At 59.2% G+C, this 15,049-nt stretch carries 11 protein-coding genes; 4 read left to right on the top strand and 7 right to left on the bottom strand.

Translation table 11 applies throughout. The features are described 5' to 3' along the window. Position 1: 1 nt before the first annotated feature. On the bottom strand, positions 2–1,129 hold the full coding sequence (locus HQ912_RS15685) for an acyl-protein synthase (RefSeq protein WP_107322519.1): 1,128 nt from the start codon (positions 1,127–1,129) through the stop codon (positions 2–4). Between the two features lie 27 nt (positions 1,130–1,156). Further along, positions 1,157–2,392, bottom strand: coding sequence for an MFS transporter (locus tag HQ912_RS15680; RefSeq protein ID WP_160892638.1), 1,236 nt, complete (start codon positions 2,390–2,392; stop codon positions 1,157–1,159). Between the two features lie 308 nt (positions 2,393–2,700). Here HQ912_RS15680 and HQ912_RS15675 point away from each other — a divergent pair, with 308 nt between their 5' ends. Further along, positions 2,701–2,889 (top strand): hypothetical protein, encoded by a 189-nt coding sequence (locus tag HQ912_RS15675; protein WP_047226561.1) that lies wholly within the window; start codon positions 2,701–2,703, stop codon positions 2,887–2,889. A gap of 9 nt (positions 2,890–2,898) precedes the next feature. Here HQ912_RS15675 and HQ912_RS15670 read toward each other — a convergent pair whose 3' ends face one another. Next, positions 2,899–3,279 (bottom strand): fe2+ zn2+ uptake regulation protein, encoded by a 381-nt coding sequence (locus HQ912_RS15670; protein ID WP_047226560.1) that lies wholly within the window; start codon positions 3,277–3,279, stop codon positions 2,899–2,901. 267 nt (positions 3,280–3,546) lie between these two features. Here HQ912_RS15670 and HQ912_RS15665 point away from each other — a divergent pair, with 267 nt between their 5' ends. Continuing rightward, positions 3,547–5,895 carry an acylase gene (locus HQ912_RS15665; protein ID WP_160892640.1) on the top strand — a complete coding sequence of 783 codons (2,349 nt, stop codon included), beginning with the start codon at positions 3,547–3,549 and terminating at the stop codon, positions 5,893–5,895. Between the two features lie 49 nt (positions 5,896–5,944). Here the strand turns inward: HQ912_RS15665 and HQ912_RS15660 are convergent, their stop codons facing one another. Then, positions 5,945–6,946, bottom strand: coding sequence for a FecR family protein (locus HQ912_RS15660; protein ID WP_173407001.1), 1,002 nt, complete (start codon positions 6,944–6,946; stop codon positions 5,945–5,947). A gap of 196 nt (positions 6,947–7,142) precedes the next feature. Continuing rightward, positions 7,143–11,822: a dermonecrotic toxin domain-containing protein gene (locus HQ912_RS15655; protein ID WP_260990033.1), complete on the bottom strand. Its 4,680-nt coding sequence runs from the start codon at positions 11,820–11,822 to the stop codon at positions 7,143–7,145. 385 nt (positions 11,823–12,207) lie between these two features. Between HQ912_RS15655 and HQ912_RS15650 the strand changes: the two genes are divergently transcribed. Beyond that, positions 12,208–13,239 carry an Ldh family oxidoreductase gene (locus HQ912_RS15650; protein ID WP_076384981.1) on the top strand — a complete coding sequence of 344 codons (1,032 nt, stop codon included), beginning with the start codon at positions 12,208–12,210 and terminating at the stop codon, positions 13,237–13,239. A gap of 104 nt (positions 13,240–13,343) precedes the next feature. Here HQ912_RS15650 and HQ912_RS15645 read toward each other — a convergent pair whose 3' ends face one another. Then, a complete protein-coding gene (locus tag HQ912_RS15645) occupies positions 13,344–13,661 on the bottom strand; it encodes a YqjD family protein (RefSeq protein ID WP_047226556.1) in 318 nt (105 codons plus the stop codon). 160 nt (positions 13,662–13,821) lie between these two features. Here HQ912_RS15645 and HQ912_RS15640 point away from each other — a divergent pair, with 160 nt between their 5' ends. After that, on the top strand, positions 13,822–14,076 hold the full coding sequence (locus tag HQ912_RS15640) for a hypothetical protein (RefSeq protein ID WP_076384979.1): 255 nt from the start codon (positions 13,822–13,824) through the stop codon (positions 14,074–14,076). Positions 14,077–14,079: 3 nt separating this feature from the next. Here HQ912_RS15640 and HQ912_RS15635 read toward each other — a convergent pair whose 3' ends face one another. Continuing rightward, the gene (locus HQ912_RS15635) at positions 14,080–14,979 is read right to left on the bottom strand and encodes a LysR family transcriptional regulator (protein WP_173406999.1); all 900 of its coding nucleotides are present in this window, start codon (positions 14,977–14,979) and stop codon (positions 14,080–14,082) included. Positions 14,980–15,049: the final 70 nt, after the last annotated feature.

Here is a 15,049-nt window from a genome sequence, read left to right as displayed (position 1 = left end):
ATCAATTTTCCTTGATCAATTCGGAAGCGGCCATGGCGCAGCTTCGGCTGGCACTGGTGCCGGCCCGGCCGTGCAGCTCGAACCATTGGGTGTTCAGGCCGCACTCACAATTGGCCGGATGCAGGGTCGCCAGGTCGCTCATCACCACGGCATGGGCGGGACTGGAAGAGATGTAAGGCGAGACGAACGACAACAATCCCGCCTCGCCGAAGGGCTGGACGCTGAAGTTCGAGGGGTGACGTATGAAAGCTTTCGAATAGACCGGCACATGAAACCTGTGGTGCGCACATTCGATGTACGGCACGGCGTGCTCGACGGCACCGTAACCGTCGCGGCAGCGGTGCGCCTCAATGCCCAGTTGCCGGGTGATGTGTTCATAGACCTCGTGGCGGGGGATCTCCTGGGCGGCCTGTTTTTTCCAGCCGCCTCCCAGAAATACCAGGGAGTCGGGGGCAAGTTTGAGGTTCGGCGTCGCGGTTTCACGCATGCGCTCAAGCGCATGACACAGCAGCGCCGGGAAGCCAAAGATCCGCACCGGCAGGCCCTCTTCGGCGAACTCCTGAAGGGCCCGGATCGCACCAAAGACATCGAACTCATGACCTTTTCCGGTGCGCCGCAGCGCATGAAAAATCCGATTGGCCGGCGCGAAGCTGCGCAAGAACTGGTCTGTATGAGCGGTGCCGACGTGATTGACCTTCTCCGGTTCGTGACTGAACAACAGGTAGTTGCAAGGCGAATCCGGCGTGAACCAGCCGTAATGTTCAAAGATACGCGCCACCATGCCCTGGGCCGCGGCCATGCTGCGCTCGTCGTAGCGCATGCGGCTTTTCTGGCCGCTGGTGCCGGAGGATGTCAGCTCCAGTGCGTTCTCGCCGGTGGGGCTGAGCAACAAGCGCTGTTTGAAGTAATTGGCGTAGATGGGCGGCAAGCGCGACCAGTCAGTCAAATGCTCCAGGTCCTCTACCGCCAGGCCGTTGGCGTTGAGCCAGTGTTCGTAGCCGGGGGTGTGGTGGCAATGGAACAGGCTGATCTGGGCCATGGCCCGATCAAACAGACCAGCAGGTACCGAATCGGGATCGTAAGGCTGCGCCAATGCACACAGCGCATCGGCGTGGGGAAAATGAATCATGGGTAACGTTCCTCAGGGAGGGGATTTTCAGACGTGAGCGGCCGGTTGCGACAGGAACAGACGCAGCGCCACAAGGCAGCTGAGCCCGGCAATGCCGACCATCAAGGCAAAGGCGTTCAGGCTTGTTCCGGCGCCCAGCAGCGCGAGCAGTGAGCCGGCGGTGCTCATCACTGCGATGGAAATCATCCCGACCATGGCCGAGACCAGCCCTTTACTGTCGTCGCTGGCGAACAGCGCCAATCGATACAAGGCCGCGTTGCCCATGCCCAGCCCCAGGGCGTAGAGCGCCAGGCCGCTGACCAGCGCGGGTACGCCAAGGTTGAACAGGCTGGCGATCACCAGTGCGATGAGGCCGGTAGAAAAGGGCCACAGGCTGTAGCGCAATACCCCGCGCACGCCCACCCGCTCCACCAGGTGATTGAGCAGGAGATTGCCAAGGATCACGCCCGAGAACACCGGGATTTGCCACAGGCCATAGACCAGGGGCGACAGGCCCTGGTCCTGGATCAGCAGCAGGGGGGACAGACCGATCCAGGCAATCAGCGGCAGGCTCATCAACCCCAGCGCCACGCACGCGGCCATGAAGCCGGAGTGACCCAGCAGCGCGCCATAGCGCCTGATGAGTGTGCGCAGTTCGAACGGCTCCAGGGCCGGTTGCCGGGGGCAGGAGTGCGCCAGACCGGGGCTTCGGGGCATGAATGTCCATAAGGCCAGCCAGCTCACTGCCCCCAGACCTGCCAGCAACATGAACAGCTCGCGCCAGGACAGCCATTGCAGCAGCAAGCCACCCAGCAGCGGCCCCAGCAAGGGCGAGAGGAGGGCGAGATTGCCCAGCAACGCCATGACCTTCACAGCGTCCGACTCGTTGAATACTTCCTGGATGGCCGGGTAGCTGACCGCGATCACGAAACCCAGCCCCATACCCTGGATCAAACGAAGCCCGTTGAATCCCTGCATGTGGGTGACCAGGGTGATCGCCGCGCAAGCTAGGACAAAACCGGCACAACCGGCGAGCATGAATGCACGACGCCCATAGCGATCGGATAACGGACCGATCAGCCACGGCAGCAGAACACCGCCCAATAGATACAGATTGAAGGCGTAGGGGATTTTATCCGCGGGCGCATCCAGTTCCCGGGTCACCGCGAGCATGGCCGGCATGACCAGGTCGCTGGCCAGATAAGTCAATAGTTCGAAAAGAGCGATAGCCAGGCAAAAACCTGTCAATCGTATTGGCGAAAGAGTTGCCAGCAAGGTTTGCATGATTTCCAACGTCGATTTTCGGTAAGGAGGTAAGCGCCTCTTATTCGAGAATACGTTGGGGGAATTCAGGGCCGAAAGAAGTCTTCCCCTTTGTTTGTGGCAGAAATATGAGTTAATTCTGTAAGACAAAAGTCCGCCAGGGGCGGACTTCTGTGGTGATGCAGGTAATTAATCTGATGGGCTTCGGTTGCGTGAGTACGCCCGTTCGGCTGTACCATGAGACCCCGTCTGCTGCCCGCTATTTCCAAAACACGGTATGGGGCTGGCAAGCACGGGGATACAGAGCGGATACATTCAGGAAATTGGCAATGACTCAATCGCAACGTTTGAAATACTCGATTCTGGTGGTCCTCGTGGTTCTGGCGATCATGCTGGGACTGACCTGGATGCAGAACAACGGCATGATCAGCGAGCAGCTGTTTCAATACATCGCGATTGCCGTCGCGGTCATCGTGGTCGTGATCAACGGCGTGATGCGACGCAAGGTCAAGCCCTGAGCGCAGGCGTCACTCCCCGCCCTGGAGCACGTGCATGGCCTTGCGGTGCAAACTGTAGGTCTTATCGGGGTTAAGGGTGACGACACCCTCGCTGCACAGGCGCTTCAACACCTCGCGCACGCTGAGGAAGGACAATGGAATGTCCAGCCCCAGCAGTTGACTGTGTACGCCCCGCACACCCAGGCTGCGGTTTTCATCGGCGGCCTTGAGTAATGCATCGATGACCTTGAGGCGAATCAGGCTGGTTCTGAGGCCGAAGCTCTTGAGCAAAAGCCTGATGTGTTCATTGCTACCTCGTTCTGCCGGCCTGTCGAACAGGTTGTGAGTGGCTGTCGCCGGAACGCCGGTCGACCTGGGCTTGCCCTCCATGGGCTGACGCGCGTCATGCATGCAAAAACTCCTTACCAGCCTGTTCAGAAAAGGTCACGGATACTCTCCTGTAATAGGACGAACGAACGCGGCCAATCATGAAGGCAAAAAGCTGAAAAATTTGTCTGGAGGCGATCAAACGCCCGTAGTCAGGCGGTGCCAGGCCATTAATTTTTTTTCATCCCATTCGTTTTCAAGGGAGGCACATTCCGGCCAGGCACGCGGTATGTGAATTCCCAGGCAGCCGTCCTGGTTTTAGAAAGTATTGGATCAGGAGTGAACGTGAGAATGTCCGGGCAGTTATCGAGGTTTGGCCTCGCAGGTGTGTTTTTCGCAGTGAGCCTGGGGTTCAGCTGCGTCGCCAGCGCTCAAAGTGATAAAGAACAGGCCAGTGCCGAGATCCGCCGCACCAGTTTTGGCGTGCCACATATCCGGGCTCAGGATGAGCGCGGGTTGGGCTACGGCATCGGGTATGCGTACGCTGAGGATAATTTATGCCTGCTGGCCAATGAGATCGTCACGGTCAATGGTCAACGCTCGCGCTACTTCGGCCCGGAGCAGGTCACGCTCGAACAGCGGGAGAACCGCGTCAGCGATGTATTTTTCAACTGGCTCAACACGCCGCAAGCCGTTTCCGGTTTCTGGCAAGCCCAGACGCCTCAAGTACAGCAACTGGTCGAAGGCTATGTGGCGGGTTTCAACCGCGCGCTGGCCGAACGCAAGGCCATCGGCCTGCCCGAGCAATGTGCCAGTGAGTGGGTGCGGCCGATCACCGCGCTGGACCTGGTCAAACTGACCCGGCGCCTGTTGGTGGAAGGTGGCGTCGGCCAGTTCGCCGAAGCCCTGGCGGGCGCTCAGCCGCCACAAGCGACGGCGGACGTTGGCGAGCCGAGGACAGGTTTCGCAGGCGCTGCGACCCGGCAGCAGCGTTTCGCCCTGGAGCGTGGTAGTAACGCGGTCGCCATCGGCAGTGAGCGCTCCTTCAACGGGCGTGGGATGTTGCTGGCGAACCCGCACTTCCCATGGCTGGGGGGCATGCGTTTTTACCAGATGCACCTGACCATTCCCGGCAAACTGGACGTCATGGGCGCGGCCCTGCCAGGCTTGCCGGTGATCAACATCGGTTTCAGCCAGCACCTGGCCTGGACCCACACCGTCGACACCTCTAAACATTTCACGCTGTACCGTCTGCAACTCGACCCGAAAGACCCGACCCGCTACCTGCTCGATGGTCAATCCGTACCGATGAGCCAACAGACGGTGACGGTGGACATCAAACAACCCGATGGCCAGGTGCAGAGCGTTTCGCGGGTGGTCTACGGCTCGCAGTTCGGTCCGATCGTGCAATGGCCCGGCCGGCTGGACTGGGATGACAAGTTCGCCTACAGCCTGCGCGATGCGAACCGGGAAAATGATCGGGTGCTCGCCCAGTGGTACGCCATGAACAAGGCCGTCACGCTCAAGGACTTGCAGAGTGCGGTCCATGAGATCCACGGTATTCCATGGGTCAACACCCTGGCGGTGGACGATCAGGGGCAAAGTCTCTACATGAACGTGTCGGTGGTACCGAACGTCGATGCCGACAAGTTGGCCCGCTGCAGCGACCCGCGGGCAGGGCTGCAACTCATCGTACTGGACGGCTCACGCGGCGAATGCGCCTGGGATATCGATCCCGAGGCCGTGCAAAAAGGCATTTACGCCGCCGACAAGCTACCGCAGTTGTTGCGCCGCGATTATGTGCAAAATTCCAACGATTCGGCCTGGATGGTCAACCCTTCACAACCCTTGTCCGGTTATTCGCCCTTGATCAGCCAGCAAGACCAACCGCTGGGCCTGCGTGCGCGTTTTGCTCTGCAGCGGCTGGGTCAACTGGCCAAGGACGGGCCGGTGAAGGTCGATGACTTGCAGCGTATGGTCATGGACGACCAGGTCTACCTTGCTGATCAGGTGATGCCCGACCTGCTGGGCTTTTGTGCCGGTGACCTGGGGGCCGATGCCGTGACGTTGACCCAGGTGTGCAACGATCTCAGGGTCTGGGATCGAACCGCTGGCCTGGACAGCGGATTGGGCTTCATTCATTTCCAGCGCATCATGGCGCAGTTGCAGGGGGTGCCTGATTCATGGCGTGTCCCGTTCGATCCGCAAGATCCGCGACATACTCCAAACGGCCTGGCGATTGAGCGTGCCCCGGTGCACAAGGCTGTGCGTCAAGCCATGCTGGCCTCGCAGGCCTCTGTGAAGGCCGCCGGATTGCCGAAGGATAGCCGCTGGCAGGACATCCAGGTTGCCAGCAGTGGCAGCCGGCAGACGCCAATCCACGGCGGCCCCGGTGAGCTGGGGATCTATAACGCGATTCAGAGCGTGCCAGGGGCCAACGGCAAACGGGAAGTGGTCAGCGGCACCAGCTATCTGCAAGTGGTGAGTTTTGATGGCAAAGGACCTCGGGCTGAAGGTCTGTTGGCATTTTCCATTTCCAGCGACCCGGCATCGCCGTATTCGGCCGACCAGACCCAGGCATTCTCGAAGAAGCAATGGAGTGCGCTACCATTCACCGAACAGCAGATCAAAGCCGATCCGCACTATCAGGCGGTGATTATCCGTGAGCGTGATGAGGCGGGCAGGGTGGCCGCGCACTGATCGCTGTTGTGTTACACAAAAGCCGCGACCTGATCAGGTCGCGGCTTTTTCAGTTGGACGGCCGTTGACCGATGGAGTTGAGGACTGGATTGCCGTCCTGGTTCTGCGTCAGGTAAACCGGCAGGACTTTGGGCAACGAAGGCACCAGGTTCTTCACTTCGTTGAGGTTGTAGATACCACCGATACGCAGGGCGCCCGTGCTGTTGTCGGCCAGCATGACGGGATGCTCGAGATAACGATTGATCAGCGGGAGTGCATCGCTGAGGGCAAGGTTGTCCAGCACCAGCTTGCCGTTGCGCCACGCCAGCGAGCTGTCGTTGGCATCGACTTCACGGATTTGCGGTTGGTAGTCGCCAGCTTTGTAGCTGGCCTGCATGCCCGGCGACAGTTGCGAGCCGTTACCGGCAAGTGCCTGGTTGCTGGTCACCCATACCGAGCCCTCCACCAGCGTCACCCGGACCTGATCCTGATACATCCATACATTGAAGCGAGTGCCGGTCACGCGCACCTGGCCCTGGCCGGCCCGTACAACGAATGGGTGTTGTGTGTCATGGCTGACGTCGAAAAACGCCTCGCCCTTTTTCAGCGTCACCCGACGCTCATTCTTGTAATTGGCAAATACCAGTTCACTGCCCAGGTTCAGTTCTACCTGGCTGCCGTCACCCAGGGTGATGTGACGCACGCTTGTATCCGCTTCGAATCGTTCGTAGGAGTTGGCAACCCAGCCCAGGTTCCAGCCTGTGTAGGCGGCCAGGGGCACGCCCAGCACAAGCACCGCGGCTGCGACAGCCATCCGACTCCAGCGGGACCGAGGTCGCGGTATTGGCGCGGGAGATGGTGCCGCTTCGACACGCGGAAGATGATCGGCCACGGCCCAGATCTCCAGCATGGCTTGGTATTCGAAAGCGTGCAGGGGATCGGCATCGTGCCATTGTTTGAATGCCAGCCGTTCGGCGTCGGTGCAGTCGACGGCGTGCAAACGCATGCACCAATGCGCGGCCGCATCGGTAATGGCGTCGTATTCGGCTTCCGAGAGTGTATGTTCGGTCATTGACTCTTCCTGGTTTGCCGCATTCTAACCTTCGGCATGACCTGTCGAGAACCGCCATCATGGCGTTTGCACATCAAAATGAGCCTGTTTTTTCCGGTCAAAGGCTCGAACACCGGTATGTCGTGGTTATAGCGTGGCATACATCTCGTGAAAAAAAGATCAAGACCCGTCCGCGCGCAGCGTTCGCAGAGGCCGTTTAAAACGTGGCAGCGGGACTCAAGGGTGGGGAGTCCAGCTGTCGACCCAGCTCACAGATGAGTAGCGTCATGGAGTCGGCGTTTCGCAAGATCACGTCGATGCGTGCTGTCGGTGAACCTGGATCCAGAAAGATACTGCGCGCCTCGCTCATGCTCCTGGCGCCGGTCATCTTCAGGATTTCCCGGGCCATATCCCGATGCTCGGGGAAAAGCTCCAGGCTCTTGAGCCCGCCGGCTGCACTGTCCCAGCCCATGAACAGTTTGGATCGTGGCGTGGTCAACGACAGCCCGTTGCGTTGCTGGTCCTTTTGATAATTGTATTTTGAATGTCCGAACTGAGTGGCATTGGAAATCAGGTCCAGAAACGGCAGTGCCGCGTCCAGATAGACAATATCGAGCGTGTCGAAAAGCTGATGAGAAACTTCGTGGATAAGCACCGCGGCCTGGGCGTGGGCATCGACATTGAAGGAATCCGGGACCGCGTCCTTGTACCAATCCAATCCGACCTCGAAGAAATACTGGGTCAGATAGATTCTTCCTGCCGTTTCCGGTTCGAGCACGAATGCAGTGGCTCTATCGTCCATGTATTTCAAACGGCCGATTACAAGGCGCTTGGCGTTGCGGGTTTCCCAGGACGGATCAGCCAATGCCCGGCACAGCGGCGAGACGGCGGTGTGTATTTTCTTGATCAGGCTGGCGTCGACTGTCCTCACCCCAAAAAACGTCTTCAGGAAGGTATCCAGCCGAGAGCCCGGCGGGACCTGATGTTTGATCTGATCCAGATTATGCAGGGCGTTGAATGAGTAATACCTGGCCACCTCCAGGGCCTGCTCGATCATGTTTGCGTAAGCCGGGTATTTGCGGCGTATTTGCGCCATGCCCCGAGCCTCAATGTTGAGCGACGTTGAAGCCTTGTAGTCGCTGTAGGAATTGGCCAGCGTTGACATCACTTTGCCGTAGCGAATGGTCTGCCGTTGTGGGTCTACGGTCCATTGCTGGTTATCAGGCGACTGCCTCAGTATTGGGCCCTCTCCCTGTTCATGGACCACGCGCCAGACCTGATTGGCTTTGGCCACCTGAAAAACCATGCCGGCAACAGGTGCGTAAAGCTTGTCGGACCCTGGGGCCCTGTAGGTTCCGTCGATCCGGTTCTTCTGCAGGTTGTGCAGGCTCACCTCCGTGGCTTCGAAGGCCCGCAGGTTGGTGCGCGTCGGGGCGGTGGAGGCGATGTCTTTCCAGCGGGGCGGGGTCGCCATGGAGGCGTTCTGCGTGCCGGGGCTTATCGGGTCGAGCAGGCCGAAGGTGTCGTCGCGATTCAGGAAGCCAAGTGAGACCATCTCTGCCGCGCCGGCGATGAAGTCGTGCAAGCCCGCTTTCCAGTCATGCTGCTGCAGGGATTCAGAAGAGGCCTTGAAGTCTTGGTAACTTTCCCAAAGCGTTTCGATAAACGTCAGTTTGCCTTGCAACTGCCGCCCCACCAGTTTGACGCCGGCGCTGAACAAATGCAGGGCCGTTTCCCAGTCAAACTGGCGGTTTTTTTCTGTTTGTGCGCTCAGCATGTCCGATAACAGGGTTGTATTGTCGTTGAACAATACATCGAACAGGTTGGTCTTGATCGGATTGGAAGCCAGGGTGATTTCCGATAGAGAACCGACCGTGGCGGCGAACAGGTTCTTGAACGTGGCTTGCTGGCTTTCGGGAAGTCGACGAATCAGCAGGTCTTGCAACGCGCCCGGCGTGTTGAAGGCGGCAATGAGGCTGGCCTGGTCCTTGAACTCGGTGAAGTTGTGGCCCGCATGGTAGGGGGAATACAGCACATGGGGGGCAGTATCATCGGTGCTTGATCCGATCAGGTAGAGCCCCAGTGCCTTGATCGCCGCAGCTCCCCGGGTTTTGATCAGCTCCAGTGGACGAATCAACGCGCTGGCGCCGTCCACTGCCTGGCGTGCGATGGCATCCGGCATGTCCAGTACCTGGCGAATCAAGTCAAACCCTGTGGGCGATAGGTGCTGTTGTAGATGCAGTGCGTGGGCATGTTGCAACAGTTGCCAGGGCAACTGCCGGCGAAATCGCTGCTTTCTTTTCTGGCCATCGGTCGAGGTAGTGGAGAGTTCGTCCAGTACGATCTTTTTATAGGCGGTGGGGATGTCCAACGACAGCAGCATTTGCCTGACAGCCGTCTCGTTCAGGCTGTCGGGCAACGCGCGCCCGGAGGTCGAGGACACCCTGAAGCCTGTCTTTTGAGTGAAGTCGGCATGATTGAGGGCGAACTCGGTCAAGCTGCTGGCGGGCCCCGCCAACGCATGGTTCGGGGTGATCAACAGGGTGGCGGGATCCAGGTCTTTTATGGCGAAACGCGCATCCAGGAGCGCTTTGAGCTTTTTGCTCACATAGGTGTGCAGGGGCTCGATACCGTCCAGATAATCCTCGTCATCGTCGACACTGCTTCTGTATTGCTCAAGCAGGTCAATCTGTAGGCGCTGTTCTTCAAGTGGTGCGGCGCCAAGCCAGGCGGGGAGTTTCTGTTGCAAGCGGATCGCCTGGGCGATACGTGTGGCGTGTGTCAGATTGGTAGGCGCGGCCTTTTCAAGCAATGTGCCCAGGCTTTTTACCCGTTCAGGCCCTGTCAGTTGCCAGTCCCCGCTCTTTAGCGTGCTCAGATACCTGTATTGGGCCTCGAACAGTGCGTTGAACGACTTCATCCGATTGAGCAGCACGTTGTCTTCGATCAGCTCAAACCCATCAAGCTGATAGCGTCCATGGGGCTTGCGTTGGGCGGGCCAGAGGTTGGCGAGCAGACCAGAGCGCTTTCGTGAGTCGAGCAGGTGGCGATTCAATTGCTGGGTGGCAAGTTCGACTGAGGCAAACACTTGTAAACCATCGGCCGGTGTCCAGAGAATTGCCAGGCCGGAATGAGGCGTATCCAGCCCGCCGCGTTCGGTCAGCAGGAAACAATTGGCCAGCGGCAAGGAGACGGTTTTGCCGTCCTCGGTACATGCCAGCCTCAGCGAATAGACATCGGGCCGGAAGCCCTTTACCCCGATGCGTTGAGTGCGGTCCGGATATTCGGCATCAAAGGCAAAGACCGCGGCGATAAGGTCGCGCGCGGCGGGAGACAGGGTTGCGTTGAGTTCTCTGAGTTCGGCTTCTGCACGTATTCCCAGGGAAAAGACGTTGGTCAGTTTAGGAAGAAGGCCTTTCAATGCGTGACGCAGCGAGGTGTCGCTGGAGAGTGACAATCGGCTCAGTTCGGCATTCAAGGCCTCTTCGACACTGGCGTAGCTCTTGATCTTCCTCTCCAGTTGATCAGCCATGAAATTGGACGGGCGCAGGTCCCCGTAAAAAACCGGCTGCGTGCCCCAGTGTCCAGCGGTTTTTTGCGTCAGCAGGTTTTTGCCGATCAGGCTGCGTATGTCCAGGGCCTTGTCAACGAGCGCGTGGACGTCCACGTCCCCCTGGCGGGACATCTCCATTGCGAAATGAAGGTTTTTCGACTGTTTGCCGATGATCGCATCAGCCAGAGACTCGAATACCGGCCACGTCACCGCCTTACCTGACACCTGGGGATCGTCAAAGCGCAGGAAGCGGTTGCGCTCCTCCAGGCTGAGCAGACTGTAGAGTTCTTCCTTTCGCCCTGCGCCGGTGGGGGTATTGAGCAGTGCATCCTTGAAACCCAGGTAGTTGTCGACTTTCTCAAGGCCGTGACTGGGGGTATAGAGATAGTGTCCCTTGGCGCTGATCATCAAAGAACCCGCCAGCTCTACGTAGAGCGGCTCATATTCCCAAAGACGCAGGGTTTCGATAAACAGCAGCGGTTCGTCCGGGCGAGATGGCCTGTACAGCCGCAGCAGTTCCTGGGCGTGGGCCTCGGTGAGTTGTCTTTTCTCCCGCTTGATCAGAATCGTGGCTTGTAGCGCATCGCTGAGAACTTGGGAAAGAAAGCGCCGGCGCGAGGTATTGAACGGGCCGGTGGCGTCCCAATAAGCGTCGATACAGTGGGCAAGGCTGGGGATCAGGTTGCTGGCGGTCACCTTCAACACGCTCTCCCATTGACGCTTGTTTTGCGGTGATACGGTGATGCCTGGATGAATGAAGTCAACGTCTTGCCCGGCGGGCCGACCCTGGCTGTGGAAGTAGGCCAGGACCGCCTCGCTGAGTGTCATGCTTCTGGTCAACTGGCTTGTCTTCTGATTCCCCGCGCTACTCCACGTGCTCATGGTTACGCGGGTCTGTCGATGATCAAAGTTGGACAGCACCTCATTCAAGATCGCGTCAAGCATCGTACTGAGGGAGGGTAACTTGATCAGTTCATCCACCATTGTTCGGGCGTTGAGGCTTTGAGCGAACTCGATGGACTCGACCAGGGTGTTGAAGACGTCACCGTCGATACGTTGCCGGGTAGTCCTGATCGCGGAGGTGCTGTTGAGTTCGGCGCGCTGGGAAATCGATAACAGCCGAAAAAGATCGTCACGCTCGGCTGGACTGTCCAGCATCGCTTCCATCTTCTCTTCGAGAGCTTCGGGGCTGTCGAATTTTCTGATTCCGCCGTAGGGCGTGTAGAGGAACGCAGGCTGGGTCTGCGCTGCGTCTGCGTCTGTCAGCGCTTTGAGCACAAGGCAGCCGGCCAGCGGGATCGGCGCGTTTGCGTCGACCTGCAAGCGAATCGTTTCGGCAGACATGGGGGGCGTCTGTGCGGCGCGCAGCGTGTGGTTGGACAGGGACACGTGGTGCAGCCAGTCGAGGTCGGCCTGGGTCAATCCGTGGGGGGCGTTCAAGTCCTCCAGGTTATTGGCGGCCAATACCTCGGGAAATAATAACGGCGTAGTTGCAGTGGTCATCGTTGCTTCTCGCTCAAGGCGCCGCGAGGCGGCACGTTTGGTGGATGAGCGGCCAGACTAGGCAACGATCAATGAGCCAAGGTGGTACATAGTTACCGCACCCAAGCGCGGTGATCAGCGTAATCCGGCACGAGCAAGCTTTGCTCCGACAGTGAAGCGGTGTTTAATCAGCCGGCTGGTTCCCCTTACGCTGTTGCTACCTCCAACAATCACTCTGGAGCTTCAGATGTCTGCGCTATCCGATCATGCCGGTTCAAGCACCCTGTCTTTTTCCGCTTTGGTGAGCTTGCTGGAGAAAATATTCCTGCGACACGGCACGTCGGCCGAGGTCGCCCGGGCCCTGGCCGAAAACTGCGCCGGAGCCGAACGTGATGGCGCCCACAGTCATGGGGTGTTTCGCATTCCCGGTTATGTCTCGACGCTGAAAAGTGGTTGGGTCAATGGTCAGGCAGTACCCACGGTCGAAGATGTGGCATCAGGGTTTGTACGGGTGGACGCTGGTAACGGCTTCGCCCAGCCGGCCCTGGCCGCCGCACGTCCGTTGCTGGTGGCCAAGGCCCGCAGCGCCGGGATTGCAGTGTTGGCGATCCGCAACTCCCATCACTTCGCTGCCCTGTGGCCGGATGTCGAGCCGTTTGCCTATGAAGGTCTCGTGGCATTGAGCGTGGTCAACAGCATGACGTGCGTGGTGCCTCACGGTGCTGACCGTCCACTCTTTGGTACCAATCCCATTGCCTTCGCTGCGCCACGGGCCGATGGTGAGCCGATTGTCTTCGACCTGGCCACCAGCGCGATTGCCCACGGAGATGTGCAGATTGCTGCACGCAAGGGCGAGTCACTACCGCCAGGAATGGGGGTGGACAGCCTCGGTCAGCCGACCTGCGATCCGAAGGCGATTCTCGAAGGCGGGGCGCTCCTGCCTTTTGGCGGACACAAGGGCTCGGCGTTGTCGATGATGGTCGAGCTGCTGGCGGCCGCCCTGACCGGTGGCAACTTTTCCTTCGAGTTCGATTGGCACAACCATCCTGGGGCCAAGACACCCTGGACCGGTCAGTTGTTGATCGTGATTGACCCGAGCAAGGCCGCCGGGCAGAACTTCGCCGAGCGCAGCCAGGAGCTGGTCAGGCAGATGCATGGTGTCGGGTTGCGACGGCTGCCGGGTGATCGTCGACACAACGAGCGCAGCAAATCCAATGAGCGGGGGATCGCACTGGACGGGCAGACATTGGCGCAGTTGCGGGAGTTGGCGGGTTTGTAAAGCCGGCTTCGGATGAGGCTCTGGCGGTTCACGCATCTGTGGCGAGGAAATAAATCTCCTCGCCACACTATCAGTGATCATTCAAACAGGTTTTTGCCAAGGGCTTAACGGCGTCCGAGCAACAACCCCACCACCAGGCCGAAGCCTGCGGAAATGGCCACGGTCTGCCATGGATGTCCGCCGATATAGACTTCGGTGGCATCGACCATCGGCCGGGTCCGCTCCCGTGCGCTGGCAACCGAATCCAGGGCTTGTTGCAGCTTCTGCGAGATCTGGTCGCGCAGGTTTTCAGCGTCTTCGCCGACCAGTGAGGCGCTGCTTTTGAGCAGCTTTTCCGATTCCTCAATCAAAGCCTTCAGTTCACTGAAGGCTTGATCCTTGATTTGCTCTCCATTCCCTTGCAGCGTGCTTTTGCGAGCCATTGAGGTACTCCTTGCTGATGATGGCAGTGAACAATGGAGTGCTGCCCTTGAGCAAAAGTTGCAGCGTCTGGCAGCGGCAGCACTGTGGATCATAAAACGTGGTTAAGACGCGCCTCTTCAAGGTGTAAGATGGCGCATATTTACGCAACAGGTAATTCCCATGAGTTTCAATCTGGCTGACAAGCCCCTGGCCGAGCGCGCGGCACTGGAAGACGAAAAGTCCCGACTTTTTGAACTGTGGCAAAACAATCTGGGCAAGGCCAAGGGTGACGCGGCCCGGTTGTTCGGCGAGCGTTCCAAGCGCAAGGGCAAGTGGTCCGAATGGGTACGTGCCGAACTGGACGGCATGTCGCCGCCTGAGTACGCCAACATGGTGCGCAGTGAAGTCAATCGTCTGATGGCAGCCAACAAATAAACCTCAGGCAAAGGTCGCGATGATAGCCTCACGCACCTTGACCACGGCCGGGTCCATCTGCGTATGGGTTCGCCAGCCCAGTTCGATCGGGTAGCGGGGCAGGTCCAGCGGGCAGGGCAGCAACGCCAGGCCACTGAGGGAGGCGATCGCCGCGGCGGCATGCAGCGGAATGGTCGCCACGGCCTGGCTGCCCTTGAGCAGGAACGGCAGGGCGGCAAAGTGGGTGGTCGAGGCACACACCCGCCGGCTCAGGCCAAGGCCGGCCAACCCTTCGTCGGTGATGCCGATGAACCCACCGGAAGACACGAGCAGATGCTCACGGGCCACGAACGCCTCCAGGGTCAGCGTCTGCTGGTCCTGCGTCAGGCTGGCCGGGTCGACGAGACAGGCGTAGTCGCCTTCGCCCAGTACCTGACGGCTGAGCAAGCGTTCGGTAAACCCTCCCGCCGTGATCGCCAGATCGAAACTGCGCTCCATCAGCGCCCGGCCGACGATCTGGCTATGGGTCTGGCGAAAAATCAATCGCAGCCCCGGCGCCCGTCGTGCCACGTCCTCGATCAAGCGCCGGCCATGGGCAATTTCGAAATCATCGGACAACCCGACGATGACCGAACGACCTTCGTAATGACTGGCACCGGGGTCAACCATCGCCAGGCTCTGGCGACATTTATTCAGTGCGTCGCTGATCACCGGTTTGAGCTGATTGGCCCGTAAGGTCGGCGCCAGGCCGCGGCCAGTGCGCACAAACAATTGATCGTCATACAGGTTTCGAAGCCTGCGCAGCGCCGCGCTGATGGCCGACTGGGTCACGCCCAGGCGAAGCGCGGCGCGGCTGGCGCTGGATTCATCGTGCAGGGCTTCGAAGGTCTTGAGCAGATTAAGGTCGACATCCACGATATTCATAACACTCATATCATTTAGCAGCGTACGGGGCTTTATTCATGATCGTCTGGCACCTGAAAATCAGCAACCC

The organism is Pseudomonas sp. MPDS, from assembly GCF_013283895.1.
GTDB classification, from domain to species: Bacteria; Pseudomonadota; Gammaproteobacteria; order Pseudomonadales; family Pseudomonadaceae; genus Aquipseudomonas; species Aquipseudomonas rhizophila.
This window is presented reverse-complemented; position numbering and strand designations above follow the sequence as displayed.

Bases quoted from the DNA above. Each gene is read 5' to 3' on its own strand.
- HQ912_RS15685 (WP_107322519.1), bottom strand. From the start codon at position 1,129: ATGATTCATTTTCCCCACGCCGATGCGCTGTGTGCATTGGCGCAGCCT.
- HQ912_RS15680 (WP_160892638.1), bottom strand. From the start codon at position 2,392: ATGCAAACCTTGCTGGCAACTCTTTCGCCAATACGATTGACAGGTTTT.
- HQ912_RS15675 (WP_047226561.1), top strand. From the start codon at position 2,701: ATGACTCAATCGCAACGTTTGAAATACTCGATTCTGGTGGTCCTCGTG.
- HQ912_RS15670 (WP_047226560.1), bottom strand. From the start codon at position 3,279: ATGCATGACGCGCGTCAGCCCATGGAGGGCAAGCCCAGGTCGACCGGC.
- HQ912_RS15665 (WP_160892640.1), top strand. From the start codon at position 3,547: ATGTCCGGGCAGTTATCGAGGTTTGGCCTCGCAGGTGTGTTTTTCGCA.
- HQ912_RS15660 (WP_173407001.1), bottom strand. From the start codon at position 6,946: ATGACCGAACATACACTCTCGGAAGCCGAATACGACGCCATTACCGAT.
- HQ912_RS15655 (WP_260990033.1), bottom strand. From the start codon at position 11,822: ATGTCTGCCGAAACGATTCGCTTGCAGGTCGACGCAAACGCGCCGATC.
- HQ912_RS15650 (WP_076384981.1), top strand. From the start codon at position 12,208: ATGTCTGCGCTATCCGATCATGCCGGTTCAAGCACCCTGTCTTTTTCC.
- HQ912_RS15645 (WP_047226556.1), bottom strand. From the start codon at position 13,661: ATGGCTCGCAAAAGCACGCTGCAAGGGAATGGAGAGCAAATCAAGGAT.
- HQ912_RS15640 (WP_076384979.1), top strand. From the start codon at position 13,822: ATGAGTTTCAATCTGGCTGACAAGCCCCTGGCCGAGCGCGCGGCACTG.
- HQ912_RS15635 (WP_173406999.1), bottom strand. From the start codon at position 14,979: ATGAATATCGTGGATGTCGACCTTAATCTGCTCAAGACCTTCGAAGCC.